Source organism: Leifsonia sp. Root4 (genome assembly GCF_001425085.1).
Taxonomy (GTDB): Bacteria; Actinomycetota; Actinomycetes; order Actinomycetales; family Microbacteriaceae; genus Microterricola.
This window is the reverse complement of sequence record NZ_LMDN01000003.1, coordinates 159,021-184,037: the sequence shown is the minus strand read 5'-3', so window position 1 is coordinate 184,037 and position 25,017 is coordinate 159,021. Positions and strand designations below refer to the sequence as shown.

The window sequence follows — 25,017 nt, the reverse complement described above, 5'->3', positions numbered from 1 at the left end:
CGCAGAAGGGCCGGTCACGATCGTGACCGGCCCTTCTGCGTTGCCGCGCCCGGTCAGAACCAGGCGGACTCGCGGACTTCCTTCATCGCGACCCGACGCCGTTCCTTGTCGAGCCGATCGAGGTAGAGCATCCCGTCGAGGTGATCGGTCTCGTGCTGCAGGGCCTGCGCCATCAGCCCGTTGCCGGAGAGTTCGATGGCGTTGCCATCGAGGTCGACACCGCTCACCCTGGCGAAGGGATAGCGCATCGTGTCGTGCCAGAGTTCCGGCACCGAGAGGCATCCCTCACCGACGAGCTCCGGTTCTCCGGAGAGCTCCTCGATCACGGGGTTCAGGATGTAGCCGATCTCGCCGTCGACGTTGTAGCTGAACGCGCGCAGGTTCACGCCGATCTGCGGTGCAGCGACGCCGGCACGGCCGGGCAGTTTGACGCTGTCGATCAGGTCGTCGACGAGTGCGCGCACGCGGGCGTCGACCAGGCGGATCGGGTCGGAAACGGTTTTCAAGACGGGGTCGCCGAAGAGGCGGATCTCGCGAACGGTCATATGCTGGCCTACAGCGCCCTGTCGCTCGGGAGCCCCTCGACCACGAGCGCGGCGAGGGTACGGGCGGAGTGACGCGTCAGCGGCTTCAGATCGGCGTAGTTGACGACGGAGCCAGCGGCCAGCTGCGGGTCGTAGGGAATGCGCACGATCTCGCGCACACGCGACTGGAAGTGCGACTCGATCTCTTCAAGCTTGACGAGGTTCGTGCCCTGGGTCGCCGTGTTGATGGCGACGACCGCGTTGCGCACGAGGTCGCCGTAGCCGTTGGCCTCCAGCCAGGTCAGGGTCTCGGATGCCAGGCGCGCCTCGTCGACGCTGCCGCCGGAGACGATCACGATCGAGTCGGCCCGCTGCAGCGTCGCCCGCATCACGGAGTGCACGATGCCGGTGCCGCAGTCGGTCAGCACGACGGAGTAGAAGCGCGCGGCCAGGTCGGCGACGACGTTGTAGTCGTTCTCGTCGAAGGCCTCGGAGAGCATCGGGTCCGTGTCGGAGGCGAGGATGTCGAGGCGCGTGTCATCGCGGGAGACCAGCGAGGAGAAGTCGGTGAAGCCGTTGATGGTGTGCGCCTTGGTGACGACGTCGCGCACGGTGGCGCGGGTCTGCTTCGTGACGCGCTCGGAGAGCGTGCCGCGGTCCGGGTTGGCGTCGACGGCGATGATGCGGTCTTCGCGGGCATCGGCCAGCGCCATGCCCAGCAGGGTCGTGACGGTGGTCTTGCCGACGCCGCCCTTGCGGGTGAGGATCGGCACGAAGCGCGTTCCGCCGTTGAACTGCTTGGCGATGCGGTCGGTCAGAGCCTGTTCGGCCCGTACCTTCGCCGAGTCGCCGAGATTCACGCCGTGGAAGGTCGCGTTGTAGACGAATCGGTTCCAGCCACCCTTGGGGGCCGGGCGGGTGCGCCGGTTCACTTCGAGCAGACGCTCGGAGGTGAGCATGCCCGCATCCTCTGGTCCGTCGCCGCGGCGCTGCTCCGCCACCTGCTCGTACGCGCTGTTCGAGCCGATGTCGACATGTTCTGAGCGCACGCGGTCGCGGCGCGAGTGCTGGGCTGCCGCCGCGGCGTCCGTCGCCAGCAGGGCGTCGTACGGTGAGGCGCTCGACGTTCCGGATGACGGCACGGCCGAGTAGCTGGAGCGGCGCAGCGGCGGCGTGACTACCTCGATGGACGTCGTGGTCGGCTCGGTGGAGTCGACGAAGCCCGGATTGACGGCCACCTCATCGATCGCAACGGCGACCTCATCTGCTGGCATGACGCGGGCGGGAGCAGCCGGGAGGTCAACCTGAACGCTCAGGCTCTCCGGCAGCGACGAGGCGAGGCTGTCGACCGATTCCGGCGGCAGCTCGCTGTTGTACTCGTCGTTGCTCGTCTTCGTGTTGGGCACGGTGTATTTCCCCTTATTTCGGGTAGAACTAGCGTTCCAGTTTAGCGCGGACGCACAACCACGAGAAGATCACCGGCATCGACCTGCTGCGTCTTGGGGATCGCGAGGCGCTCAAGCACGCCCGCAATGGGTGAGGTGATCGCCGCTTCCATCTTCATCGCCTCGATCGAGGCGACGGCCTGACCGGCCGCGACCTCGGCTCCGAGCTCCAGCTGCAGCGTGACGACGCCCGAGAACGGGGCCGCAATCTGGCCGGGCTGAGAGGCGTCGGCCTTCTCGGCGACCTTGGACTCGACGGTGATGCTGCGGTCGCGCACGAACACGGGGCGCAGCTGGCCGTTGAGGATGGTCATGACGGTGCGCATGCCCTTGTCGTCGGCCTCACCGATGGCTTCGAGCCCGGCGTAGAGGCGCACGCCCTTCGAGATCTCGACGACGTGCTCACCGCCGGGGCGCAGGCCGTAGAGGTAGTCGAGGGTGTCGACGCTGGAGAGGTCACCGAAGAGTTCGCGGATTTGCTCGAACTGACGGGTCGGCGCGGGGAAGAGCAGGCGGTTCAGCGTCGAGCGACGGGTGTCGCTGTCGGCCTCGAGGCCCTCGCGGTCCTCCTGGCTTATCTCGGTGACGCCGATGCGGATGTTCTTGCCCGCGAGCACCTTGCTGCGGAAGGGCTCGGGCCAGCCGCCCGGCAGCTCGCCGAGCTCTCCGGCCATGAAGCCGACGACCGAGTCCGGCACGTCGTACTTGTCGGGGTTCTCGGCGAAGTCGGCCGGGTCGGCGCGCACGGCGGCCAGGTGCAGGGCGAGGTCGCCGACGACCTTCGATGAGGGAGTGACCTTGGGCACGCGGCCGAGGATCGTGTTGGCGGCCGCGTACATGTCTTCGACGAGCTCGAAGTCGTCGGCGAGGCCGAGGGCGATCGCCTGCTGGCGCAGGTTGGAGAGCTGGCCGCCGGGGATCTCGTGCTTGTAGACGCGGCCGGTCGGGCCGGCGAGGCCGGACTCGAACGGGCGGTAGACCTGGCGAACGGCCTCCCAGTACGGCTCAAGGCTCGAGATGCCGTCCAGCGAGATGCCGGTGTCACGCTCGGTGTGCGCGAGCGCGGCGACGAGCGAGGAGGCGGAGGGCTGGCTGGTGGTTCCGGCCATGGGGGCGGATGCCACGTCGACCGCGTCGGCGCCGGCACGGGCAGCTGCCAACAGCGTCGCCAGCTGGCCACCAGGCGTGTCGTGGGTGTGCACGTGAACGGGCAGGTCGAAACGCTCGCGGAAGGCGCCGACGAGCTTCTCGGCGGCGGCGGGGCGCAGGAGGCCCGCCATGTCCTTGATCGCCAGGATGTGCGCGCCGGACTCGACGATCTGCTCGGCCAGACGCAGGTAATAGTCGAGCGTGTAGAGGTCTTCTGCCGGGTCGAGGAGGTCACCGGTGTAGCAGACGGCGACCTCGGCGATGGCGTGACCGGTCTCGAGCACGGACTCGATGGCCGGGCGCATCTGCGACACGTCGTTGAGTGCGTCGAAGATGCGGAAGATGTCGACGCCGGTCGATGCGGCCTCGCGCACGAATGCGTCGGTCACCTCGGTCGGGTACGGCGTGTAGCCGACCGTGTTGCGGCCGCGGAGCAGCATCTGCAGGTTGATGTTCGGCAGCGCCTCACGGAGGGCTGCCAGACGCTCCCAGGGGTCTTCGCCGAGGAAGCGGAGGGCAACGTCGTACGTTGCACCGCCCCAGGCCTCGACCGAGAGCAGCTCCGGGGTGAGGCGGGAGACGTACGGGGCAACGGCGACGAGGTCGCGGGTGCGCACCCGGGTGGCGAGCAGCGACTGGTGGGCGTCGCGGAACGTCGTGTCCGTCACGGCCAGCGCCGTCTGTGCACGCAGCGCGGCAGCGAAGCCGACCGGGCCGAGCTCCTGCAACTTCTGACGCGATCCGGCCGGGGCCGGCGTCGAGAGGTCGAGCTTGGGCAGTTTGTCGGCCGGGTGCACGAGGGAGATCGGCTTGCCGTTGGGCTGGTTGACGGTGACATCCGCCAGCCAGTTCAGGATCTTGGTTCCACGGTCCTTGGAGACGCGGCCACGCAGCAGCTGCGGGCGCTCGTCGATGAAGGAGGTGCTGAGGTCACCGGCGGCGAAGGACGGGTCCTCGAGCACGGCCTGCAGGAAGGAGATGTTCGTGGAGACACCGCGGATGCGGAACTCGGCCAGTGCGCGCTTGGAGCGGGCGACGGCCGCACCGAAGTCACGGCCGCGGCAGGTGAGCTTGGCGAGCATCGAGTCGAAGTGCGGGCTGATCTGGGCACCGGGGTTGATGGTTCCACCATCGAGGCGGATGCCGGCCCCGCCCGGAGAGCGGTAGGTCGTGATCTTGCCGGTGTCCGGGCGGAATCCAGCCGTCGGATCCTCGGTCGTGATGCGGCACTGCAGTGCGGCACCGCGCAGCTTGATGTCCTTCTGCTCGAGCCCGAGATCGACGAGGGTCTCCCCCGCCGCGATACGGATCTGCGCCTGCACGAGGTCGACATCCGTCACCTCTTCTGTGACGGTGTGCTCGACCTGGATGCGCGGGTTCATCTCGATGAAGACGTGCTCGCCGGCGCGCTCGCCCGCGGTGTCGAGCAGGAACTCGACGGTTCCGGCGTTGACGTAGTTGATCGACTTCGCGAAGGCGATGGCGTCGGCGTAGAGCTCCGCACGCTTCTCGTCGCTGAGGTTCGGCGCCGGGGCGATCTCGACGACCTTCTGGTGGCGGCGCTGCACGGAGCAGTCCCGCTCGAACAGGTGCACGGTGCCACCCTGGGCGTCGGCGAGGATCTGCACCTCGATGTGACGCGGGCGAAGCACGGCCTGCTCGAGGAACATCGTGGCGTCGCCGAAGGCGCTGTCGGCCTCGCGCATCGCCTCTTCGAGCGATCCGCGCAGCTCGGCCTTGGTGTTGACGCGGCGCATGCCGCGACCGCCACCGCCGGCGACGGCCTTGGCGAAGATCGGGAAGCCGATGTCGTCGGCCTGGGAGATGAGCAGGTCGACGTCGCGCGAGGGCGGCGTCGACTTCAGCACGGGCACGCCGGCTGCGATGGCGTGCTCCTTGGCGGTGACCTTGTTCCCGGCCATCTCCAGAACTTCCTTCTGCGGGCCGATGAAGGTGATGCCGTTGGCACGGGCGGCCTCGGCCAGCTCCGGGTTCTCAGAGAGGAATCCGTAGCCCGGGTAGATGGCGTCCGCGCCACTGTCCAGTGCAACGCGGATGATCTCGTTGACGTCGAGGTAGGCGCGCACCGGGTGACCGGGCTCACCGATCTGGTAGGCCTCATCGGCCTTCAGTCGGTGCAGGGAGTTGCGGTCCTCATAGGGGAAGACGGCGACCGTCTTCGCCCCGAGCTCCACAGCAGCTCGAAATGCACGAATGGCGATTTCGCCTCGATTGGCAACAAGGATCTTCTGGAACATGCAAGCCTTTCAAACACCCCGGGCACTCAGCCAACGGTTAGGTTCTCTAAGACTAGTGAAGGTAACGTGTCTTCTTGTGCACGTTCTCTCTGTCAGCTCCCTCAAGGGAGGCGTCGGCAAGACCACAGTGACTCTGGGTCTTGCATCGGCGGCCTTCGCGCGCGGCATCCGAACCCTCGTGGTGGACTTGGACCCGCAGTCCGACGTCTCCACCGGCATGGATATCCAAGTCGCGGGGCACCTCAATGTCTCCGACGTGCTCGCTTCTCCCAAGGAAAAGGTGGTGCGCGCGGCCATCGCGCCGTCCGGCTGGACCAAGGGCAGGGCAGGCAGCGTCATCGATGTGATGATCGGCAGCCCGTCTGCCATCAACTTCGACGGGCCGCACCCGAGCATCCGCGACATCTGGAAGCTCGAAGAAGCGCTCGCGAATGTTGAGAAAGATTACGAACTCGTCCTGATCGACTGCGCTCCGTCGCTGAATGCGCTCACCCGCACCGCCTGGGCGGCCAGCGACCGTGTCGCCGTCGTCACGGAGCCCGGACTCTTCTCCGTGGCAGCAGCCGACCGCGCACTGCGCGCGATCGAGGAGATCCGCCGCGGCCTCTCGCCGCGCCTGCAGCCGCTCGGCATCATCGTCAACCGTGCCCGCACGGCATCCCTCGAGCACCAGTTCCGCATCAAGGAGCTGCGCGACATGTTCGGACCGCTCGTGCTCAGCCCGCAGCTGCCGGAGCGCACATCGCTGCAGCAGGCGCAGGGCGCTGCCCAGCCGCTGCACATCTGGCCCGGCGACAGCGCGCAGGAACTCTCGCGCTACTTCGACCAGCTGCTCGACCGCGTGCTGCGCACCGCGAAGATCGAGAAGTACGCGGAGAACCCCGCGTAACGCGCGTGACGCGCAGCGTCACGAAAGGCGGCAGCCTCAACTCAGGCAACCCCGGGAACCGCAAGCGATGCTGGTGCAGTCGCCGGTTGCGGGCAGCTGGTTTCGACAAGCTCAACCAACGGACACGGTTTCGACAAGCTCAACCAGCGTGACGCGCAGCGTTACGAAAGGCGGCAGCCCAAACTCAGGCAACCCCGGCAGCCGCAAGCGATGCTGGTGCAGTCGCCGGTTGCGGGCAGTTGGTTTCGACAAGCTCAACCAACGGACACGGTTTCGACAAGCTCAACCAACGGACAGGGTTTCGACAAGCTCAACCAACGGTCACGGTTTCGACAAGCTCAACCAACGAACAGGGTTTCGACAAGCTCAACCAACGGATAGGGTTTCGCCATCGGTGGCGGGCAGTTGGTTTCGACAAGCTCAACCAGCGGGTTTTCGTCGAAAACCCGCTGAAGGTCAGGAGATCTTCTTGCGGCTGACGCGACGGGCGGCGAGTTCGTCGCCGGCATCCGCGTTCTGCACGTTGAGCTCGACGAGGCTCGTCTCGACCTCACGCAGCACCTTGCCGACGGCGATGCCGAAGACGCCCTGACCACGGCTGACCAGGTCGATGACCTCGTCATCCGATGTGCACAGGTAGACACTGGCCCCATCGCTCATCAGCGTGGTCTGGGCGAGGTCGTTCACGCCGCTTTCACGCAGCTGGTTGACGGCCGTGCGGATCTGCTGAAGCGAGATCCCGGTGTCGAGAAGGCGCTTGACGAGCTTGAGTACGAGGATGTCGCGGAAACCGTAGAGACGCTGCGATCCGGAGCCTGCTGCCCCACGCACGGTGGGCTCTACGAGCTCAGTGCGGGCCCAGTAGTCGAGCTGGCGGTAGCTGATGCCGGCCGCGCGGGCCGCAACGGCGCCGCGATAGCCTGCCGAGTCATCGAGTTCGGGCAAGCCGTCGGTGAAGAGCAGACCGAGGTCGTAGCGGTCTTTCTCGCTTCGACTGAGTTCACTCATGCGGCTGCCTCTCAAACGTCAACGGGGTGTGTGCACCCCACCAGAGCAACGCTACCGAGAGCGGGGCTCCCCGGCAACGACATCCGCACGAATGATTCGGCGTGTCGTGCGGGTCACGGTGCGAGACGGGTGAGCGCGGAGCGGATCAGGCTGCCGCGGACGACCTCCAGCTGCCCCGCGATGTCCTGTGCGCGCTCGATGACCTGCGCCCGACTCGATGGGTCTTTGCGCCGTGCCAGTGGTGCGAGTGCCGACTCGATGAGTCCGAGTTCACGCTGGGCGGCACCGCGGAAACCACGCAGATGACGTGGCTCGATGCCGGATCGCTGCAGCTCGACGAGCGCGCGCAACACGCTCAGCGAGTCGTCGGTGTAGACCTCGGACGGCGAGACCAGCGAGGCGGCGATGGCGTCGTCGAGCAAGGCTGCGCTCGCGCCTGATTCCCGCACCAGCTCGTCGCGGCTGTAGCGCCGAACGGCCGAGAGCATCGAGGGTGCCGATACCGCGCCGCCGGGCAGGCTCGGCGTGCGCCCGGCATCGATCTCGGCCAGGTGGCTGCGGATCACCTTGAGCGGCAGGTAGTGGTCCCGCTGCATCGAGAGGATCAGCTGCAGGCGCTCGACATCGGCCGCGCAGAACTTGCGGTAGCCCGACTCTGTGCGGGCAGGCGAGACGAGCCCCTGCTCCTCAAGAAAGCGGAGTTTCGATGGTGTGAGATCCGGAAACTCGGGATTCAGGTGCGCGAGAACCTGCCCAATGCTCAGTCGCGGAGCAGACCCAGCCACCCGCGCCCTGGCCGTGGATGCGGGCACTATTCGCTCGCAGCCTGGGCGAGGTCGAGCCGCGAGGCGTAGAAGGTGAGTCGGAACTTGCCGACCTGGACCTCGGCACCGTCGCTGAGCAGCGCGGTCTCGATGCGAACACCGTCGAAGTAGGTGCCGTTGAGCGAGCCGAGGTCTTTGACCTCGAACGCCGTGCCGTGGCGAAGGAACTCTGCGTGCCGACGCGACACCGTCACATCGTCGAGGAAGATGTCGGCATCCGGGTGGCGCCCGGCGCTCGTGACATCGCTGTCGAGGAGGAAGCGTGCCCCACTATTGGGGCCACGGCGCACGATCAAAAGCGCCGATCCGGAGGGCAGCGCCGCAATGGCTTCTGCCTCTTCCTCGCTGATATCGCCATCAATGGCGACCAGCTGTGCGGCCAGCTCGCGGCTGAATGCCAGCGTCGTGTCCACCAGTTTCGGGTGCGCCTGAGTGTGATTCAACGGCGCAGCGCTCTCATCACTCGAGTTCTCCTGCTCGGAATCAACCACGGTAACCTCCCCTATATATCCAGCGTATCGGATTGGCGCGGCAGTGCCACACGGCCGGCTCTCATTTTGCCGGCACCGGCTTGATGACACGCAGCGTTTCAATAAGGTAGATCGCTCCGGCCCACCAATAGAGGAAGGCACCCCAGAGCGTGATCGCCCACGCCACCGGCTGGCTGAACGGCGCGAGAGCGGGAACGGCGAGGCCGAGCATGATCAGCGGCATCCCGAGGAAGAGCGCGAAGGTGGCGACCTTGCCGAGCAGGTGCACCGGCAGCGGGCCATAGCCGTAGTTGGCGAGCACGATGCCGAGCACCAGCAGCAGGAGATCGCGGCCGACGATGACGGCGACCAGCCACCACGGGACCAATTCTCTCGAGGCGAGGCCGATGATCGCGGCGAAGATGTACAGCCGGTCCGCCGCCGGGTCGAGGAGCTGGCCGAGCCGGCTCATCTGGTTGAAGCGGCGCGCGATGTAGCCGTCGAGGAAGTCGGTGAGGCTGGCGATGACAAGTACGGTGAGCGCTGCGGCATCCCGCCCCTGCATGAGCAGGACGAGGAAGACGGGCACGAGTAGCAACCGGCCGAAGCTCAGAATGTTGGGCACCGTGAAGACACGGTTGCTGAGTTCTGGCTGACCGGTCACGCTTTCGAGTCTATCCAGCAGCCGCCCTCGGAAGCCGGAGGCGCAACGCCGGCCACGCCGCGGCGAATCCGGGGTGCAACGGCCGGAGCTCGACATCCGCCGGGTGCACCCACTCGAGGGCGATGCTCTCCGGATCGCTGATCACGGCGTCGAATGGCTCGACCACCTCCGCGATCACCGTCGTGTAGCTCCAGAAGCCCTTGTCGAAGACCGATTCACCGAGCACGCGCAACGCGGCAGCCGGAACCCCGGCCTCCTCGTTGGCCTCACGGAGCGCGGCGTGCGTCGCGCTCTCGCCGTCGTGGCGTGCCCCGCCGGGAAGACCCCACGTTCCGCCGTGGTGGCTCCACTCGGCGCGGTGCTGGAGCAGCACTCCCCTGGCCTGATCGCACACGAGCAGGCCGGCCGCACCGAAACGGCCCCAGAACTTGCTGCCGTCCTGCCCGAACACCCAGGCGTCCCCACTGTCGCGCGGCCGCGTCGGCACACTCATGCGATCGCTTTCACGGGATCTGCGCCGGCGGAGCCTGCGCCCAGGAACTCTGCACCGGCACGCTGCACGGCCCGCTTCGGTTTCGGGAAGGCCTCGCGCATGTGGTCGCTGTCCAAGACGTCGGCGACACCGATGAGGATCAGACTGAAGATGATCTGCTCCGTCACCATCCAGAGCGGGTACAGGCCGGGGATCGCCGCAATCACGAGCGTGACAACGGGGAAGATCTTGCTGAACAGGCGCAGCCGCGAGTACGCCCAGTAGAAGCCGCGCTGGGCACGCCAGGCGAAATAGAACAGTGTCATCGTCATGGCGAGCACGACGAGCGAGCGCATCCACACGGCGAAAGGAATCTCGATGCCATCGAGCCAGAGTGCGACGGCGACGACCACGGCCGCGCTGCCGATCAGAAGTTCTGCGGCCAGGAGCCACGTGATCCAGACGAAACTGCGGCGGGTGCGCGGGTGCTGTCTCATGTCTTCGGGGATCGTGATTCCCGCCGTGCGCCCGCCCGCGATGCGGTCGAGCGCGAGAAAGAGTGATTCCAGGGTCATGCGTTCCTCCAGCTCAAGGCTACGCTCCCCGATGCTCCAGTCATGATCCGACGCTCCAGTCACGGCCCTCGGCTCGAGTCATGGCCCCCGGTTCGAGTCATGGCCCTAGGCTCGAGTCATGGCACAGGAGGGCACGACGCGCGTCGACAGCTGGCTCTGGGCCGTCCGCCTCTTCAAAACGCGCTCTGCAGCAACAGCGGCCTGCCGCTCTGGTCACGTGCGGGTGAACGGCGAGCGGGTCAAGGCGGCGCAGGGCGTTCGCATCGGCGATGAGATCCGCATTCGGATCTCCGGCTTCGACCGGATCGTGGTCGCTCGACGCCTACTCGTCAAGAGAGTCGGCGCGGATGTGGCCGCCGAGTGTTACACCGACAACACCCCACCTCCCCCGCCGAAGTCCGAGTTGGCGCTCCTGCCCGTTCGCGATCGCGGGGCGGGCCGCCCCACGAAACGTGACAGGCGTGAGATCGAACGGTTGCGTGGCGAACGGGAGTAACGTCCCATCTGCATGTCGCGGCCGGCATATGCGCGGCCGTACAGTTCAGTTATGGCCACTCACAGGATCGAACCCGTCTACTCGACGATGATCGCCATCGGCCGCGGGCTCTTCGGCGCATTACGCCTGCGACGCTCCGTCACCGGCATCGAGCACATCCCGCGCGACGGGGGTGCGGTCCTCGCCATCACACACTTCGGCTACCTCGATTTCGCGCTGACCGAGTGGGTGGTCTACCTCGGCACGCGACGACACGTGCGCTTCATGGCCAAGGAGAGCGCGTTCCGCAATCCGCTCGTCGGCTGGCTGCTGCGCGGCATGCACCACATCCCCGTGAACATGAAGGCGGGCGCCGCCGCGTTCGACAACGCCGTCGCGGCGCTCAAGGCCGGAGAACTCGTCGGCGTCTTCCCCGAGGCCGGAGTGAACGCGTCGTTCACCGTGCGTGAGCTCAAGAGCGGTGCGATGCGTATGGCCCAGAAGGCCGGCGTTCCGGTGATCCCCGTCGCGGTGTGGGGCGGGCACCGCCTACTGACGAAGAACCACAAGCCGACGCTGCGCGAGGCATACAAGGTGCCGATCTGTTTCGCGATTGCCGAGCCGATCACGGCTGGCCCCACCGACGAACCGCACGAACTCACCACGCGACTGCGGCAGAAGCTGCAGAGCATGGTCGACACGCTGCAGACCGGCTACCCGGTCGACGGCACCGGTGCCTGGTGGCAACCGCGACACCTCGGCGGAACAGCCCCGACGCCGGAGGAAGCCGCAGCCTCCGACGCCGCGCGTGACCGCCGGCGCGAGGCCGAGGCCGCCGAGCGCGCGGCCGACAAGCACAAGCCGCACAGCTGAGCAGCGCCGCTCCGCTCGAACCGCCACCCGTTGGTTGAGCCTGTCGAAGCAGCTCCGCCGTTCTGAACGGTTTGCTGGTCGAGTAGCGAGGAACGAGCGTATCGAGACCTCACGGACACGAGCTTTCGCAGGGGCCTCGGTCTCGATACGGCCGCGGGCGGCCTACTCGACCAGCGGAGGCCGCGGGCGGCCTACTCGACCGTCGGGGTCGCGGCTAGACCGCGGCACGCTCCGGCAGCACGGTGGGATGGGTCTGAGCCATCTCCTCGAGCACACGAACGACCTGGCAGCTGTAGCCGAACTCGTTGTCGTACCAGACGTAGAGCACGAGGTTGTTCTCGGTCGCGATCGTTGCGAGGCCGTCGACGATGCCGGCACGGTGCGAGCCGACGAAGTCGGTGGACACGACATCCGGGGAATCGATGAAGTCGATCTGCTGGCGCAGGGTCGATCCGAGCGAGAGTTCGCGCAGGTAGGCGTTCACCTCGTCGCGGCTCGGCGTCGTCTCCAGGCGCAGGTTGAGGATCGCCAGCGAGACATTGGGGGTCGGCACCCTGATCGCGCTGCCCGTGAGCTTGCCCGCCAGTTCCGGCAACGCCTTGGCCACGGCCTGCGCTGCACCGGTCTCGGTGATCACCATGTTCAGCGCCGCGGATCGACCGCGACGATCGCCGGAGTGGAAGTTGTCGATCAGGTTCTGGTCGTTGGTGAAGGAGTGCACCGTCTCGACGTGCCCGTGCACGACGCCGTACCGCTCGTTGACAGCCTTGAGCACCGGGGTGATGGCGTTGGTGGTGCAGGATGCGGCGGAGAGGATGGTGTCATCGGCGGTGATGGCGTCGTGGTTGATGCCGTGCACGATGTTCTTCAGCGCGCCCTTGCCTGGCGCGGTGAGCAGCACGCGGGACACCCCGGGGCAGGCGAGGTGCTGGCCGAGCCCCTCCGCATCGCGCCAGCGCCCGGTGTTGTCGACGACGATGGCGTTGGTGATTCCGAACGCGGTGTAGTCGATCGACGCCGGGTCGTTGGAGTAGATCACCTGGATCAGCGTGCCGTTGGCGAGGATCGTGTTGTTCTGCTCGTCGACGGTGATCGTGCCCTCGAACGAGCCGTGTACGGAATCCCTGCGCAGCAGGCTCGCCCGCTTCACGAGGTCGTTGGCCGAGCCCTTGCGCACGACGATCGCCCGCAAGCGCAAGCCATCGCCGTGGCCGGCGTGTGCGATCAGGATGCGGGCGAGCAGACGGCCGATGCGCCCGAAACCGTAGAGCACGACATCCGTGCCGCCACTCGGCGCGCCGTCACCGTTCAGGACGGGCTGGAGTTCGTCGCGAACGAACTCCTCGAGCGTGCGCCCGTCGCCGCGCTCGGCGAAGCCGGAGACGAGACGGGCGATGTCGATGGATGCCGGGCCGGGCCGGAGCGCGCGCAGCGTCTCGAGAACCCGCATCGTGTCGTCGACGTCGAGCTCGGCGCCGTCGACCTGCTTCGCGAACTTGTGTGCCTTGAGCAGCCCGATGGCCGAGCGATTCAGCAGCCGCCTGCCATGAACCGAGGTCACCACCCCGTGATCGCGGTAGAGGCTGCCGATGATGGGGATCATCGCCTCGGCGCGTTCTTCACGGCCGATCCAGTGGGTGCGGTGGGCGTCAAACTGTTGAGTCACGGGTTCCTTCGCGCGGCCGCAGGGGGTCACCGTGCATGGCCTCGTTGCCTGATGGGGATACCCCTCAGTCTACCGATTCGGCGAGGAGCTCCCGAACGCGGGGCGCGACGGCGCTGCCGTACAGTTCGATGCTCTGCATGAGCTGCGCGTGCGGCATCGTGCCGTTGCTGTACTTGAGGTCGAAGCGTTCGGCGCTGAGCACGGTGACCGCGGCCGCGATCTTCTGCGCGACCGTCTCTGGCGATCCGACGTAGAGCGCGCCGTCCGGCCCGGCTGAATCCTCGAACTGTTCGCGGGTCATCGGCGGCCAGCCGCGTTCCCGGCCGATGCGCTCCTGCATCACCGAGTAGTGTGGCCAGAGCTGCTCGCGGGCGATCGCATCGGTCTCGGCGACGTGACCGGGCGAGTGGATGCCGACCGGCTGCGCCGGCTGAGCGTACTGAGCGAGTGCGCGGTGGTAGAGCTCGACATACGGCGCGAATCGCGCCGGGCTGCCGCCGATGATCGCCAGCATGAGCGGTAGGCCGTGGCGTGCCGTGCGCACGACGGACTCCGGGCTCCCGCCGACACCGACCCAGGTGCGCAGCGTTCCCGATTCGGTGTGCGGGTACACATTCTGCTCATTCAGCCCCGATCGGACGGTGCCCTGCCAGCTCACCGGGCCCTGCTTGATCAGCTCGACGAAGAGTTCGAGTTTCTCCTCGAACAGTTCCTCGTAGCGCTCAAGCGAGAGGCCGAACAACGGGAAGGATTCGGTGAACGAGCCGCGCCCGAGGATCACCTCCGCGCGCCCGCCCGAGATGCCGTCGAGCGTCGCGAAGCGCTGGTAGACACGAACCGGGTCGTCGCTGCTGAGCACGGTGACGGCCGAGCCCAGGTGTATGCGCTCGGTCTTCGCCGCGATCGCCGCGAGCACGACATCCGGGGCGGAGACGGCGAAATCGGCACGGTGGTGCTCGCCGATGCCGATGAAATCGAGGCCCATCAGATCGGCTCGCGCACCCTGTTCGACGAGATTGCGCAGCACCTCACCGTGTGAGAGCGGATGCCCGTCGGCGTCGAAGGTGACGTCGCCGAATGTGTCGATTCCGAGTTCCAGTGCCCGCGTCATCCGTGCCTCCTTGGTTCGTGAGTGCGTTCGCCTCCGACAAGAACCACGCGGACGGCGCGGCTATTCCGCCGGTGGCGGGGTGAGCTTGCCGAGGCTCTGCACGAGTCGCTGCTCGTCGTCGGCACCGGCGGTCGTGGCCGCGACATTGGCATCCGCGACGGCCTGGACGACCTCTGAGCGCTGGATCTTGATCCCGCGCGGGGCGTCCACCCCGATGCGGATGCTGTCGCCGCGCGCGTCGAGAACGGTGATGACGATGTCGTCACCGATGAGGATCTTCTCCCCTGGTTTTCGCGTCAAGACAAGCATCAGCTCAGCCTATCCTTTCGCGTGTTGGAGTTGTGAGCCCACAGCACGGGCAAACCGAGCGCCTCGACGGAGTGCGGGGTGGAGGTCTCGGCGCCGCCGATCGCGACGACACCGTGCACATCGAGTGCTTCGCGGCAGGCGGCGACCCACGCGGCTGTGTCCTCGGGCTTGCGGCTGACGTCGACGACGAGCCAGAGCTGATCGGGCAGGATGCCGGCAGCGACGCCGAGTTGGCGTTCGCGGCCGTCCACGGCTGTGGCATCGGCATCGGCGCCGAGCGGGGCGAGGCCGAGCACGGCGATGCAGGCCGCCCCGCGCTGGACGCCGCGCGCCCGCGCAGCCGCGGCGTCGCGGCGATCGGAGAGCACGGGCTCGGAGGGAACCGGCTCGACGACGCCCGTGCCTCGCGGCGCACAGCGGATGAGTTCGGCGCCCGAGCCTTCGGCCCAGTCCCGGGCGAGCAGCTCGGCATCCGCGCGCACGCCGATGCACAGCACGAGGTCGCCCGGGCTCTGCAGCGGCTGCGGCGGAGGACCGGCCGCCGGCACGGCATCGATGGCTGCCCCGATCGCCGCCGGGGAGGCCGGCGAGAACGCGGCGGCGGTGATGGGCAGCAGCCCGGCGACCGGGGCCCGCGGGACGGGGTTCTCGATCGTCTGGGCCGTGTCGAAGGTCATCTGCGCCAGCAGCGCGGCGAAGTCCGGCCTGGCCGTCGATGGCTGCTCGACGAGCGGTGCGTCGAGTAGTTGCCGTTCGGCGCTGTCGGCATCCTCCAGCAGTGCGGCAAGGCCGACCCGGGTCGGCAGGCTCATGCTGTGCACGCCGTGACTGCCGGACTCCGGGAGCTCGACCGTGACCTCGAAATGCTGCTTGGCGAAGAAGCCCCGGATGCCGCCGCTCACGACGCGCTCGGCCGAGACGATCTTCGCGTGCCGCCCGTGTTCGGCCAGAACGCGCTCATGCAGCGCGTTCAGCGACGGACCCTCAAGCCGCAGCTGCCGTGACAGAGCGCACCACCCCCACTGTCTCGATCTCGACGTTGGCGGAGGTGACCTCGCTGTAGGACAGCACGGCGACGCCGGTCTGCGGGGTGACGAGGCGGTGGATCGCCGGGCGGAGCGCCGGCGCACAGACCAGCACGGCGGCCGTTCCGATCGCGTCGGCGTGCGCGAGCGCCGAGCGCAACGAGTCGATGACGCGCTCCATGCTGTGCGCGTCGAGCAGAATCTGCGTGCCGAGCTCTGCCGGGCGCAGCCCCTCGAGCATGCTCTGCTCGAGGCCGGGATCGATCATCACGACGCGCAGCATGCGCCCGTCAAGGTATTTGGCGACGAGCGCGGGGCCAAGCGCCACGCGCGCCGCCTCGATCAGCCCCTCCGGGTCGGCGGAGACCTTCGCGCGCAGCGAGAGTGCCTCGAAGATGCGGGGAAGATCGTTGATGGCGACCTGCTCGGCGAGCAGGCCCTGCAGCACGCGCTGCACTTCGGCCAGGGAGAGCAGGCTGGGGGTCAGTTCCTCGACGGCCGCCGGATTCACCTGCTTCACACCATCGCTCAGCACGCGCACGTCCTCTCGGGTGAGCAGGCGGGCGGCGTTGGCCGTGACGATGGACGAAAGGTGGGTGACGATCACCGACACCCGATCAATCACTGTTGCACCGGCCATCTCCGCGCTGTGCCGCAGCTCGGCCGGAACCCACTTGCCCGGCAGCCCGAAGACGGGTTCGATCGTCGCCGTTCCCGGCAGGGCCCCGAGCGCGTCGCCGAGAGCCAGCACGCGCCCGCCCGGCGCGATGCCGCGGCCAGCCTCGACTCCGGCGATGCGGATCACGTAGGTGGATGCCGGCAACTCGATGCTGTCGCGGGTGCGGACGGGCGGCACGACGATGCCGAGTTCCATCGCGATCTTGCGGCGGAGCGCGCGCACCCGCCCGAGCAGGTCGTCGGATGCGCCGGAGACGACATCGACGAGGTCGGGGGCGAGCAGGATCTCCAGCGCGTGCACGCGCATCTGTTCGATCAGATCGTCTGTGGTCTCCGCCAGCGTCGGCGGGCCGGCATCCGGAACCTTCGCCGCGGTCTCCTCGCGGAGCGTGCGCGCCTTCACCTTCTGGGCGCCCCAGATCAGGAAGGCGCCGATCACGATGAAGGGGATCATCGGCATGCCGGGGATGAGAGACATGACGATGGCAGCGCAGCCGGCGATCATGAGCGCATTGCGTGACTGCGCCAGCTGGGTCCCGGCGGTCGTGCCCATGTCGGCGTCGGCGGTCGAGCGCGTCACGATCATGCCTGTGGAGACCGCCATCAGCAGCGCGGGGATCTGCGTGACGAGGCCGTCGCCGATCGTCAGCAGCGTGTAGGTGCTCACCGCGTCGCCGAGCTCCATGCCGCGCTGGATCATGCCGATCGTGATGCCACCGATCACGTTGATGACGATGATCAGGATGCCGGCGATCGCGTCGCCCTTGACGAACTTCGACGCACCGTCCATCGCACCGTAGAAATCGGCCTCCGACGAGACCTCGGCGCGGCGCTCCCGCGCCTGGATGTCGGTGATGAGGCCCGCGTTCAGATCGGCGTCGATCGCCATCTGCTTGCCTGGCATGGCGTCGAGGGTGAAGCGGGCGCCCACCTCGGCCACGCGCTCAGCGCCCTTGGTCACGACGATGAACTGGATGATGACGAGGATGAGGAAGATGACGCTGCCGATGATGATGGAGCCGCCGACGGCGACGTGCCCGAAGGCCTCGATCACCTGGCCGGCGTAACCCTCGCCGAGCACGAGGCGGGTCGAGGCCACATTGAGGCCGAGGCGGAACAACGTGACGGCGAGCAGCAGCGACGGGAACACCGAGAAGTCCAGCGGCTTGCGGATGAACATCGTCGTGAGCAGGATCACGAGCGCCAGCAGGATGTTGACGATGATCAGGATGTCGAGCAGCCAGGCGGGAATCGGAACGACCAGCAGCAGGATGATGCCGACGACGCCGATCGGAACGGCGAGCTTGGCGAGGTTTCGATTCATGAGAGTGCCCTTCGTGGTGCTGCAGGCTGTGCTGATGAGTGCGGTGGAACGAGTGTGTGGATGCCTTGCGCCGAGCCGCGCTTCTTCAGTGCCATGACGAAGGCGAGCACGCGCGCGACGGCGTTGTAGTGCTCGAGCGGGATCTCGTGGCCGATCTCGCACTCGGCGTGCAGCGCGCGGGCCAGCGGCACATCCTTGACGATGGGCACGCCCGTCGCGTCGGCCTCCTCGCGGATGCGGGTGGCGATGATGCCCTGCCCCTTGGCGACGACGCGCGGCGCGGCCTTGCCCGCCTCGTAGCGCAGGGCGATGGCGATGTGCGTCGGGTTGACGAGAACGACGTCCGAGCCGGCAATGGAGGCGATCATGCGGTTGCGGCTCATGGCGAGCTGGCGTGAGCGCCGCTGCGACTTGATCAGCGGGTCGCCCTCGCTGCTCTTGTTCTCGTCCTTGAGTTCCTGCTTCGTCATCCGCGTCTTCTTGCGGTTGCGCTTCATCACCACGAAGACGTCGGCGGCGGCCAGCACGAGCCCGGCGGCGACGGCCGCCTGCAGCAGCACGGCCGAGCCGTCGGCCGCGGCGGCGAGCAGCGCGCTGACGGGCAGGCCGCCCGCGCTCGTGAGCACCGGCATGAGGCCCTGGATCACGAGGAAGAGCACGAGCCCCACGACGAGGGTCTTGAGGAGCGATTTCGCGCCCTCCCAGAGCGCCTGCATGCCGAAGACGCGTCCGGCGCCCTTGACGAGGTTCAGCTGCTCGTAGCGGCCGGTGAACTTGCGGAAGTGGATGCCGCCCTGCGCGGCGGCGCCGAGCAGGACGACGGCTGCGACGACGGCGAACAGCGGGCCGAGCGTGCCGAGCATCGAACCGAGCCCCTGCACCAACTCATCGAGCGCGTGCTCGGGGTTCGGGGCCGCGATGACGTCGCGGATGCCGAACATCTGCGATTCGGCCGCCTCTGTCCCCCGCGCGATCGTCGTGGAGAGCATGACGGCGGCGGCCCCGACGCCGAGCCAGGCGACGAGGTCCTGGGAGCGGGTGAGCTGGCCCTTGGAGCGCACCTCTTTCATGCGCTTGGGCGTCGCCTGCTCGGATCTCTCGGAGGCGTCCGACATCTACTTCACCTCCCGCATCGTGGTGAAGGCTTCGTCGGTGAGTGCGGCGATGACCTCCGGCAGCACCGTGACGACCATCCCCGCCAGCACGAGCGTGATCAGGATCTTGACCGGGAAGCTGAGGGCGAAGGCGTTGAGGGCCGGCGCGACGCGTGTCAGCAGCCCGAGTCCGGCATCGGCCAGGAAGAGCACGACGAGCAGCGGTCCGGCGATCTGCACGGCGGCGAGCAGCATCTGGCTGACGCCCGTCACCATCAGCTCGGCGCTGACGCCGAGATCGAGCCCGCCTCCGAGCGGAATGGACTCGTAGGAGCGGACGATGCCGCCGATCACGAGCTGGTAGGCCCCGGAGGCGAACATCAGCGCGAGAGCCGTCATCTGGAACAGGCGCGTGAACTGGGCGCCGTTGACCATCGATCCTGGATCGAAGGCCTGCGCCATCTGGAAGCCGCCGAACAGGTCGATCAGGCTTCCCGCCGACTGCACGGCGGAGAAGATGAGTGCGACGAGGAATCCGAGCACGGCGCCGACGAGCAACTCGAGGGCGAGCGCCGTGAAGAAGGCGCCGGTGTCGAGCGGTTCGTAGCCCGGCGTGACCCGCGGGGACACGGCGAGGGCGAGTCCGATTCCGAGCATCGCTTTGACGCGTGCGGGGATGGCCCGGTACGAGAACGGCGGCGCGATCATGAGGAAGGCCGTCATCCGCACCGTGGCCAGACCGACGGCTTCCAGCCAGCCGAGGCTCAGGCTCGCGCCGAACATCAGGCGTTGCCGATCAGCATCGGGATCATGGCGAAGAGATGCTCTGTGAAGCTGATGAGTTCGGAGATCATCCACTGGCCCGAGATGAACAGGGCGGCGCAGACCGCGATCGCCTTGGGCACGAAGGAGAGCGTGACCTCCTGGATCTGCGTGATCGACTGGAACAGCGAGATCGTGAAGCCGACGACGAGGGCAGTGATCAGGAGTGGAGCGGCGAGCTTGGCCGAGATGATGAGGCTCTGCATCGCGATGTCGAGGACGGCGGCGGCATCCATCAGCCACCCCGATAACTGGTGATGAGCGAGGTGATGATGAGCCCCCAGCCGTCGACGAGGATGAACAGCAGGATCTTGAACGGCAGCGAGATCATCACCGGCGGGAGCATCATCATGCCCATCGACATGAGCACGGCCGAGACGACGAGGTCGATGACGAGGAACGGCACGAAGATCACGAAGCCGATGATGAATGCGGCGCGCAACTCCGAGATCATGAACGCGGGAATGAGCGTGGTGAGCGGCACGGCCGCGGCGTTCTCTGGGTTCGGCAGCCCGGCCGCCCGCGTCATCAGGGCGATGTCCTCTTCACGCGTGTGGGCGAGCATGAACACCTGCAGTGGGGCGGATGCCGCCTCGAGCGCCTGTGAGAAGTCGATCGTGCCCGCGATGAACGGCTGAACGGCCAGCTCGTTGATGGCGGTGAGCACGGGGGCCATGATGAACAGCGACAGGAACAGGGCGAGACCGGCGAGCACCTGGTTCGGCGGGATCGTCGGCAGGGCGAGCGCGTTCCTGGTCATGGCCAGCACGACGAAGATCTTGGTGAATGAGCTCATCATGAGCAGCAGCGCCGGTGCGACCGAGAGCAGCGTGATGCCGATGAGTGTGACGACGGCCGACGAGGGCGTGCCGTTGGGGCCGTTGATCTCCACCTGCACTCCGCCGCCGGGCTCGGCGGGCGGGGTCGGCAGCAGTGGGTCGACCGGGGCGGCCATCGCGCTGCTCACATCGACGAGAACGGCGACGCCGACGAGGAGGGAGACAATGCCGAGCGCGATCGCCCAGCGGCGCATCACCGCCGGTTCCGAACGACGGCGGCGGCCTGCTTCCACGTCTCGCCGGAGAGGATCGAGCCCGCCAGCATGGAGCCGGCGAGCGGTGAGTCACCGACGGTGTCTGACGGTGCGGCCTGTTGGGTGACGAGGGCCACATCGGCCGGCTCGGCCGCTGCGAGCTCCCGCGCGAAGAGATCGGGGTCGAGCCCGGGCACCGGTTCGATCGGGGAGCTGTGCAACACGTTCACGCCGTGCTCGGTGACGCCGAGCAGGAAGCGCCGACCGTCGTGCTCGACAACGACGACGTTGGCCTTGGAACCGACGCTCTGCCGCCCGACGACGGCGGGGTTGTTAGCGGCGCGCGCCTTCGCCGCCGAGCCGACTCCGCCGCGCGCGAAGCGTCGCTGCAGCAACCACAGCAGCGCCAGAACGGCACCGAGGGAGAGCAGGACGCGCAGTGCGACGAAGAGGGTTTCCACCTAGAGCGCGCCGTCTGCCACGTCGAGGATGCGGGTGATGCGTACGGCGTAGTCCTGGTCGACGACGACGATCTCGCCGTGGGCGATCAGCCGGCCGTTGAGCAGCACGTCGGCGGGGGCTCCGGCGGAACGGTCGAGTTCGATGACGGCGCCGGGCTCGATCGAGAGCACATCGCGCACGGTCATCCTGGTGCGTCCGAGTTCGACGGTCAGCGCCATCTCGACGTTGTTGATCCGGCCGAGCTTGCCGACGACTTCTGCGTCGGATGCCGCTGAGCCCGGCGCGGCCGCGCCTCGGCCGTGTGCGGGAGTCGTGACGGCGTCGCGCACGCGCACGGCGAACCAGCCGAGCACGGCTGCGTCGTCATCCGCACCGTTCAGGAGCTCGAAGACGACGGCCTCGTCATCGGCGAAGAGGCCGCCTGCGTCACCGAGGGTGCTCGCGCCGAGCAGGCCGTTGCCGAGCGTTGCGGCCGCGGCCTCGAGCGACGGGCGCAGCACATCGGCCGCAGAGATCAGCGGTGAGTCGCTTCCGCCGGCGCTCTGCAGTGCCGCGCCGTCGAGCACCGCGATGGCGAGGTCTGCCGAGCGGGATCCGACGAACGACGCCATCGCGGCGCCGGACATGGCGGCGGCCGCCGCTGCGGCCTCGCTTCCGCTCAGATCGCGGGCGATGGCGGCGTGGCTCACCCCCGGAAGCGGAAGGACCGCGAGGAGGGCGTTCACGGCAGCAAGCTCGGCTGTGCCGGATTCGAGAGTCATACTGGGCGTCATCGTGCTGTCTCCTTGGTGCTGACGACGACACAGGCCAGGCGGGATCCGTTGATCCCGACGGCTGCGTCGGCGAGTTCGTGGCCGTCGACGACGAGGTCGAGCGGGCGGTGCTGGGAATGCGGAAGCGGGATGACGTCACCGACGGCGAGGCCGAGCACGGTGCCAGGCAGCACCGGGGCGGGTGCGAGGCGCAGCACCACGTCGATGGGAACCGTTCCGAGCTGGGCCTCGATCAGCCCGCGCGCGTTCTCGACGGGGCTCGTCGGATTCGATTCGCCGAGCTGCGGCAGGATCACGGCGGCGGGGATGGCGACGGTCGCGCGGGAGCGGTGGTCGCCGACCCGCACGTCGAAGCTCGCCACGATCATCAGCTCAGAGGTCGGGGCTGCCTGGGCGAACTGCGAGTTGTACTGGATGCCGTCGATCGAGATGTCATGGGTCAACAGGGCGCCGAGCGAGTAGCGCAGGTCTTCGAGAGCGTCATCCATCAGACGACGCACGAGTGCCTGCTCGATCTGGGTGAAGACGCGCTCCGGCGCCTGGGTCTCCCCCGTGCCGCCGAGCATGCGCGCCACCCAGGAGAGGCCGGCGGATGCCGGGAACTGCACGACGGCCTTGGCCGCACTGGAGCCGATCGAGCACAGCACCATCGCGGTGGTCGCCGGGAGCCCGGCAGCGTACTCGTCGTAGCTGTGCATGAGCACCTGTTCGCAGCTCACCTGCGAGAGCACGCGGACCTTCGCGGTCAGCTGCGTCGCCCACTGCCTGGCGAAGGTCTCGAAGGCGAGCTCCAGTACGCGCGAGTGCTCGCGGGCGAGCGTGGTCGGGCGCCGGAAATCGTAGACCTGGGCGGTGCGGGGCCCTGCGGATGCCGCGCGCTGTTGCTTCTCTCGGACCGTCACGAATGCGACTATCGGCAGCGTGGACGCCGCCGTAAGCCGCCGGGGTCAAAACAGGTGAATTCGGCGCGGTTGCACCGAAAACAGGCACGGGCGGGCGGTCGCGGCGCCGACTGCCTGTTTTCGATCTAGTGCTTCGCTGCGGCTTCTTTTGTCGCGGCGTCGGCCTTCTTGTCGGGGGTGGCCGGGGTCTCAGCCGGCGCTGCTGGTTCCGCCGGCGCCTTCCCGCCGTTGGCGAGCACATCGGGGATGAGCTCACGCACGGCCTCGGGCTGAGGCGAGAGCACCGCGATGTCGACGCGGCGGTTGAACGCCATGTCCTCCGGGGTCTCCCCCGTGCGCTGGGGCCTGGCGGAGCCGTATCCGACCGCCGAGATCTGGCCGCTGGGGAAGCCGGCTGACTCGACCATGCGCCGCAGCACCTGCGTTGCGCGCCCGCCGGAGAGCTCCCAGTCGGTGGGGAACGGGTTGGGCGAGCCGCGGTAGTCGGCGTGGCCCTCGACGGAGACGTTGTGTGCGGAGGCGGCGAGGATCGGCCCGATCGTGTCGACGACGGCGAGGGCCTCCCCCTGCAGATCGATGCTGTTGGGTTGGAAGAAGGTCTCCCAGCCGATGAGGCCGATGGTCAGCCCGCGCTGATCGATGACGAAGGTGACGGCGTGGGCCAAGTTCTGGGCCTCGAGCGCTGAACGCAGTTGATCGCGCAGCTTCACCAGGGTGTCGACCTCGGTCACGGCGAGCTCGGCGTCGGTGAAGCCGTCGCCCTCCTCGCTGACCTTGTCCGGCGGCACGACGACGCCGCTGGCTGTGTCGATCTTGCCCTCCTCGACAGAGCCGAAGCCGGTGGCCAGCGAGTTCTTGAGCGCCGTGAACTTCTCCTGGTCGACGGTCGACATGGCGAAGAGCACGATGAAGAGACACATCAGCACGGTGACCATGTCCATGTACGACGCCATCCAGCGTTCGTCGACGTGCTCCTCGGCGTGTTCGGTGCCGCGCGAGCGGCGGCCTGGGCGGCTCATGCCGCTTCCGAGTCCTTCGCACGCGGGACCATCGCCCGCAGGCGCTCCCCGAGCAGGCGGGGCTGGCTGCCGGCGTGGATGGCGAGCACGCCCTCCATGAGCAGCGTCATCCGCTCGTTCTCGAGCTCGGCCAGGCGCTTCAGCCTGGTGCCGATGGGGAGGAAGATGAAGTTGGCGCTGAGCAGGCCCCACAGGGTGGCGACGAAGGCCGTGGCGATCATCGGGCCGAGCGTCGCCGGGCTGTCGAGCTTCTCCAGGACGTGGATGAGCGACACGACGGTGCCGATGATGCCGATCGTCGGGGCGTAGCCGCCGACGCTCGTGAAGTAACGGGCGGCGTTGCGCGCGGTGCGATCGGCCGTGTGGATCTCGTCTTCGAGCAGGATGCGCAGCTCTTCGCCGTCGGTTCCGTCTGCGACACTCTGCAACGCGCGCTTCAGGAACGGGTCGCTCTCGTTCTCCGCCTCCTGCTCGAGGGCGAGCAGGCCTTCGGCTCGCGCCGTCTCGGCCAGGGTGACGAGACGGGCGATGGTGACCTTGGGCTTCACCGATTTGCCGATGAACGCCTTGGGCAGCGCCTTGAGCGCGGAGAGCGTGTCGCTCAGGGTGCCGCCGGCCATGCCGACAGCGAGGCTCGCGCCGAGCACCAGAATCATTGGCGCCGGAATGAGGATCGCCGTCACGGCGGTGCCCTCGAGCGTCATCATGGCGAACAGTGAGCCGAAGGCGATCACCAGGCCGATGAGGATGGCGGGATCCATTACTTGCTCCTCGTCGAATCGCTGTGACCGCCGGGCTGCGGGTCAACCGGGTCCGGGGCGAGCTCGAGCGCTCTGGCGACCGGGCGCAGCACGGGCTGCGGGCGGCCGTGTTCCTGATATTCGGACTCGTCCTGCATCGCTGAAGCGAGGTTGATCACACGGGCGCGGTACTCCGTGATGCGGGCGATCACCTCGGCGAGCGACTCGGTCACGATGTACTTGGCGCCGTCCAACATCACCAGGGTGGTGTCGGGGCTCTCGTGGATGCGCTCGATCAGATCGGGATTGATCGCGAACTGGCTGTCGTTGAGTCGGGTTACGACAATCATCGCCTCGCCTCGCTTCCGGTCTCGGTGCTCGACCGATCGGCCGTCACGCTGCACTATCGGCAGTGATGGGCGCGCGGTAAGCC

At 67.8% G+C, this 25,017-nt stretch carries 27 protein-coding genes; 3 read left to right on the top strand and 24 right to left on the bottom strand.

The window, feature by feature from the left end; genetic code table 11:
- Positions 1–53: 53 nt before the first annotated feature.
- From def to ASC66_RS10605, 3 genes are read right to left on the bottom strand one after another with little or no spacing between them, the layout of a single operon-like run.
- Complete coding sequence (def, locus tag ASC66_RS10615) at positions 54–545, bottom strand: peptide deformylase (RefSeq protein ID WP_055838957.1); 492 nt, start codon at positions 543–545, stop codon at positions 54–56.
- Between the two features lie 8 nt (positions 546–553).
- Positions 554–1,930 (bottom strand): MinD/ParA family ATP-binding protein, encoded by a 1,377-nt coding sequence (locus ASC66_RS10610; protein WP_055838954.1) that lies wholly within the window; start codon positions 1,928–1,930, stop codon positions 554–556.
- Positions 1,931–1,971: 41 nt separating this feature from the next.
- Entirely contained in the window at positions 1,972–5,376 is a 3,405-nt protein-coding gene (locus ASC66_RS10605; RefSeq protein WP_055838951.1) for a pyruvate carboxylase, read from the bottom strand.
- 76 nt (positions 5,377–5,452) lie between these two features.
- On the opposite strand from ASC66_RS10605, the gene ASC66_RS10600 reads away from it, so the two are divergent.
- Positions 5,453–6,265, top strand: a complete 813-nt coding sequence (locus ASC66_RS10600) for a ParA family protein (RefSeq protein ID WP_055838948.1) — start codon at positions 5,453–5,455, stop codon at positions 6,263–6,265.
- 456 nt (positions 6,266–6,721) lie between these two features.
- On the opposite strand, the gene ASC66_RS10595 is transcribed toward ASC66_RS10600, so the two are convergent.
- From ASC66_RS10595 to ASC66_RS10570, 6 genes are all read right to left on the bottom strand, one after another.
- Entirely contained in the window at positions 6,722–7,273 is a 552-nt protein-coding gene (locus ASC66_RS10595; protein ID WP_055838944.1) for a MerR family transcriptional regulator, read from the bottom strand.
- Between the two features lie 113 nt (positions 7,274–7,386).
- Positions 7,387–8,085, bottom strand: a complete 699-nt coding sequence (ftsR, locus tag ASC66_RS10590) for a transcriptional regulator FtsR (RefSeq protein WP_055838942.1) — start codon at positions 8,083–8,085, stop codon at positions 7,387–7,389.
- The gene (locus tag ASC66_RS10585; RefSeq protein WP_055840306.1) at positions 8,085–8,540 is read right to left on the bottom strand and encodes an FHA domain-containing protein; all 456 of its coding nucleotides are present in this window, start codon (positions 8,538–8,540) and stop codon (positions 8,085–8,087) included. Before ASC66_RS10585 ends, ftsR begins: the two co-directional genes overlap by 1 nt.
- Positions 8,541–8,649: 109 nt before the next feature.
- Complete coding sequence (locus ASC66_RS10580) at positions 8,650–9,231, bottom strand: CDP-alcohol phosphatidyltransferase family protein (RefSeq protein WP_055838938.1); 582 nt, start codon at positions 9,229–9,231, stop codon at positions 8,650–8,652.
- Between the two features lie 10 nt (positions 9,232–9,241).
- The gene (locus tag ASC66_RS10575) at positions 9,242–9,724 is read right to left on the bottom strand and encodes an NUDIX hydrolase (RefSeq protein ID WP_055838935.1); all 483 of its coding nucleotides are present in this window, start codon (positions 9,722–9,724) and stop codon (positions 9,242–9,244) included.
- Positions 9,721–10,278 (bottom strand): hypothetical protein, encoded by a 558-nt coding sequence (locus tag ASC66_RS10570; RefSeq protein WP_082492258.1) that lies wholly within the window; start codon positions 10,276–10,278, stop codon positions 9,721–9,723. The genes ASC66_RS10575 and ASC66_RS10570 overlap by 4 nt, the downstream gene beginning before the upstream one ends.
- Positions 10,279–10,396: 118 nt before the next feature.
- Between ASC66_RS10570 and ASC66_RS10565 the strand changes: the two genes are divergently transcribed.
- Together ASC66_RS10565 and ASC66_RS10560 are read left to right on the top strand one after the other, a co-directional pair.
- Positions 10,397–10,774 carry an RNA-binding S4 domain-containing protein gene (locus ASC66_RS10565; protein ID WP_055838932.1) on the top strand — a complete coding sequence of 126 codons (378 nt, stop codon included), beginning with the start codon at positions 10,397–10,399 and terminating at the stop codon, positions 10,772–10,774.
- 51 nt (positions 10,775–10,825) lie between these two features.
- Positions 10,826–11,626 carry a lysophospholipid acyltransferase family protein gene (locus ASC66_RS10560; RefSeq protein ID WP_055838930.1) on the top strand — a complete coding sequence of 267 codons (801 nt, stop codon included), beginning with the start codon at positions 10,826–10,828 and terminating at the stop codon, positions 11,624–11,626.
- A 214-nt stretch (positions 11,627–11,840) separates the two neighbouring features.
- On the opposite strand, the gene ASC66_RS10555 is transcribed toward ASC66_RS10560, so the two are convergent.
- From ASC66_RS10555 to ASC66_RS17855, 15 genes are all read right to left on the bottom strand, one after another.
- A complete protein-coding gene (locus tag ASC66_RS10555; protein WP_235496903.1) occupies positions 11,841–13,256 on the bottom strand; it encodes a glyceraldehyde-3-phosphate dehydrogenase in 1,416 nt (471 codons plus the stop codon).
- A gap of 100 nt (positions 13,257–13,356) precedes the next feature.
- A complete protein-coding gene (locus ASC66_RS10550; RefSeq protein ID WP_055838925.1) occupies positions 13,357–14,403 on the bottom strand; it encodes an LLM class flavin-dependent oxidoreductase in 1,047 nt (348 codons plus the stop codon).
- 60 nt (positions 14,404–14,463) lie between these two features.
- Complete coding sequence (locus ASC66_RS10545) at positions 14,464–14,712, bottom strand: carbon storage regulator (protein WP_055838923.1); 249 nt, start codon at positions 14,710–14,712, stop codon at positions 14,464–14,466.
- Positions 14,712–15,614, bottom strand: coding sequence for a hypothetical protein (locus ASC66_RS10540; protein WP_055838921.1), 903 nt, complete (start codon positions 15,612–15,614; stop codon positions 14,712–14,714). Before ASC66_RS10540 ends, ASC66_RS10545 begins: the two co-directional genes overlap by 1 nt.
- Positions 15,615–15,696: 82 nt before the next feature.
- The gene (locus ASC66_RS10535) at positions 15,697–17,739 is read right to left on the bottom strand and encodes a flagellar biosynthesis protein FlhA (RefSeq protein WP_055838917.1); all 2,043 of its coding nucleotides are present in this window, start codon (positions 17,737–17,739) and stop codon (positions 15,697–15,699) included.
- Positions 17,736–18,854, bottom strand: coding sequence for an EscU/YscU/HrcU family type III secretion system export apparatus switch protein (locus ASC66_RS10530; RefSeq protein WP_055838915.1), 1,119 nt, complete (start codon positions 18,852–18,854; stop codon positions 17,736–17,738). Before ASC66_RS10530 ends, ASC66_RS10535 begins: the two co-directional genes overlap by 4 nt.
- Complete coding sequence (locus ASC66_RS10525) at positions 18,855–19,616, bottom strand: flagellar biosynthetic protein FliR (protein WP_055838912.1); 762 nt, start codon at positions 19,614–19,616, stop codon at positions 18,855–18,857. It abuts the gene before it with no gap.
- Positions 19,616–19,891 carry a flagellar biosynthesis protein FliQ gene (gene fliQ, locus ASC66_RS10520; RefSeq protein ID WP_055838910.1) on the bottom strand — a complete coding sequence of 92 codons (276 nt, stop codon included), beginning with the start codon at positions 19,889–19,891 and terminating at the stop codon, positions 19,616–19,618. The genes ASC66_RS10525 and fliQ overlap by 1 nt, the downstream gene beginning before the upstream one ends.
- Positions 19,891–20,688, bottom strand: a complete 798-nt coding sequence (gene fliP / locus ASC66_RS10515) for a flagellar type III secretion system pore protein FliP (RefSeq protein ID WP_055838906.1) — start codon at positions 20,686–20,688, stop codon at positions 19,891–19,893. Before fliP ends, fliQ begins: the two co-directional genes overlap by 1 nt.
- The gene (locus ASC66_RS10510) at positions 20,688–21,149 is read right to left on the bottom strand and encodes a FliO/MopB family protein (protein ID WP_055838902.1); all 462 of its coding nucleotides are present in this window, start codon (positions 21,147–21,149) and stop codon (positions 20,688–20,690) included. Before ASC66_RS10510 ends, fliP begins: the two co-directional genes overlap by 1 nt.
- The gene (gene fliN / locus ASC66_RS10505) at positions 21,150–21,923 is read right to left on the bottom strand and encodes a flagellar motor switch protein FliN (protein ID WP_235496854.1); all 774 of its coding nucleotides are present in this window, start codon (positions 21,921–21,923) and stop codon (positions 21,150–21,152) included. It lies immediately after the preceding gene.
- Entirely contained in the window at positions 21,920–22,825 is a 906-nt protein-coding gene (locus ASC66_RS10500) for a flagellar motor switch protein FliM (protein WP_055838896.1), read from the bottom strand. Before ASC66_RS10500 ends, fliN begins: the two co-directional genes overlap by 4 nt.
- 125 nt (positions 22,826–22,950) lie before the next feature.
- On the bottom strand, positions 22,951–23,844 hold the full coding sequence (locus ASC66_RS10495; protein ID WP_055838893.1) for an OmpA/MotB family protein: 894 nt from the start codon (positions 23,842–23,844) through the stop codon (positions 22,951–22,953).
- On the bottom strand, positions 23,841–24,605 hold the full coding sequence (locus ASC66_RS10490) for a motility protein A (RefSeq protein WP_055838890.1): 765 nt from the start codon (positions 24,603–24,605) through the stop codon (positions 23,841–23,843). The genes ASC66_RS10495 and ASC66_RS10490 overlap by 4 nt, the downstream gene beginning before the upstream one ends.
- Positions 24,605–24,934 carry a flagellar FlbD family protein gene (locus tag ASC66_RS17855; protein WP_082492257.1) on the bottom strand — a complete coding sequence of 110 codons (330 nt, stop codon included), beginning with the start codon at positions 24,932–24,934 and terminating at the stop codon, positions 24,605–24,607. The genes ASC66_RS10490 and ASC66_RS17855 overlap by 1 nt, the downstream gene beginning before the upstream one ends.
- Positions 24,935–25,017 lie beyond the last annotated feature (83 nt).

What these genes read in the sequence shown, in the direction of transcription:
- def (WP_055838957.1), bottom strand. Translation starts at nt 545, where the DNA reads ATGACCGTTCGCGAGATCCGCCTCTTCGGCGACCCCGTCTTGAAAACC.
- ASC66_RS10605 (WP_055838951.1), bottom strand. Translation starts at nt 5,376, where the DNA reads ATGTTCCAGAAGATCCTTGTTGCCAATCGAGGCGAAATCGCCATTCGT.
- ASC66_RS10595 (WP_055838944.1), bottom strand. Translation starts at nt 7,273, where the DNA reads ATGAGTGAACTCAGTCGAAGCGAGAAAGACCGCTACGACCTCGGTCTG.
- ASC66_RS10575 (WP_055838935.1), bottom strand. Translation starts at nt 9,724, where the DNA reads ATGAGTGTGCCGACGCGGCCGCGCGACAGTGGGGACGCCTGGGTGTTC.
- ASC66_RS10570 (WP_082492258.1), bottom strand. Translation starts at nt 10,278, where the DNA reads ATGACCCTGGAATCACTCTTTCTCGCGCTCGACCGCATCGCGGGCGGG.
- ASC66_RS10565 (WP_055838932.1), top strand. Translation starts at nt 10,397, where the DNA reads ATGGCACAGGAGGGCACGACGCGCGTCGACAGCTGGCTCTGGGCCGTC.
- ASC66_RS10560 (WP_055838930.1), top strand. Translation starts at nt 10,826, where the DNA reads ATGGCCACTCACAGGATCGAACCCGTCTACTCGACGATGATCGCCATC.
- ASC66_RS10550 (WP_055838925.1), bottom strand. Translation starts at nt 14,403, where the DNA reads ATGACGCGGGCACTGGAACTCGGAATCGACACATTCGGCGACGTCACC.
- ASC66_RS10545 (WP_055838923.1), bottom strand. Translation starts at nt 14,712, where the DNA reads ATGCTTGTCTTGACGCGAAAACCAGGGGAGAAGATCCTCATCGGTGAC.
- ASC66_RS10535 (WP_055838917.1), bottom strand. Translation starts at nt 17,739, where the DNA reads ATGAATCGAAACCTCGCCAAGCTCGCCGTTCCGATCGGCGTCGTCGGC.
- ASC66_RS10530 (WP_055838915.1), bottom strand. Translation starts at nt 18,854, where the DNA reads ATGTCGGACGCCTCCGAGAGATCCGAGCAGGCGACGCCCAAGCGCATG.
- ASC66_RS10525 (WP_055838912.1), bottom strand. Translation starts at nt 19,616, where the DNA reads ATGTTCGGCGCGAGCCTGAGCCTCGGCTGGCTGGAAGCCGTCGGTCTG.
- fliQ (WP_055838910.1), bottom strand. Translation starts at nt 19,891, where the DNA reads ATGGATGCCGCCGCCGTCCTCGACATCGCGATGCAGAGCCTCATCATC.
- fliP (WP_055838906.1), bottom strand. Translation starts at nt 20,688, where the DNA reads ATGCGCCGCTGGGCGATCGCGCTCGGCATTGTCTCCCTCCTCGTCGGC.
- fliN (WP_235496854.1), bottom strand. Translation starts at nt 21,923, where the DNA reads ATGACGCCCAGTATGACTCTCGAATCCGGCACAGCCGAGCTTGCTGCC.
- ASC66_RS10495 (WP_055838893.1), bottom strand. Translation starts at nt 23,844, where the DNA reads ATGAGCCGCCCAGGCCGCCGCTCGCGCGGCACCGAACACGCCGAGGAG.
- ASC66_RS10490 (WP_055838890.1), bottom strand. Translation starts at nt 24,605, where the DNA reads ATGGATCCCGCCATCCTCATCGGCCTGGTGATCGCCTTCGGCTCACTG.
- ASC66_RS17855 (WP_082492257.1), bottom strand. Translation starts at nt 24,934, where the DNA reads ATGATTGTCGTAACCCGACTCAACGACAGCCAGTTCGCGATCAATCCC.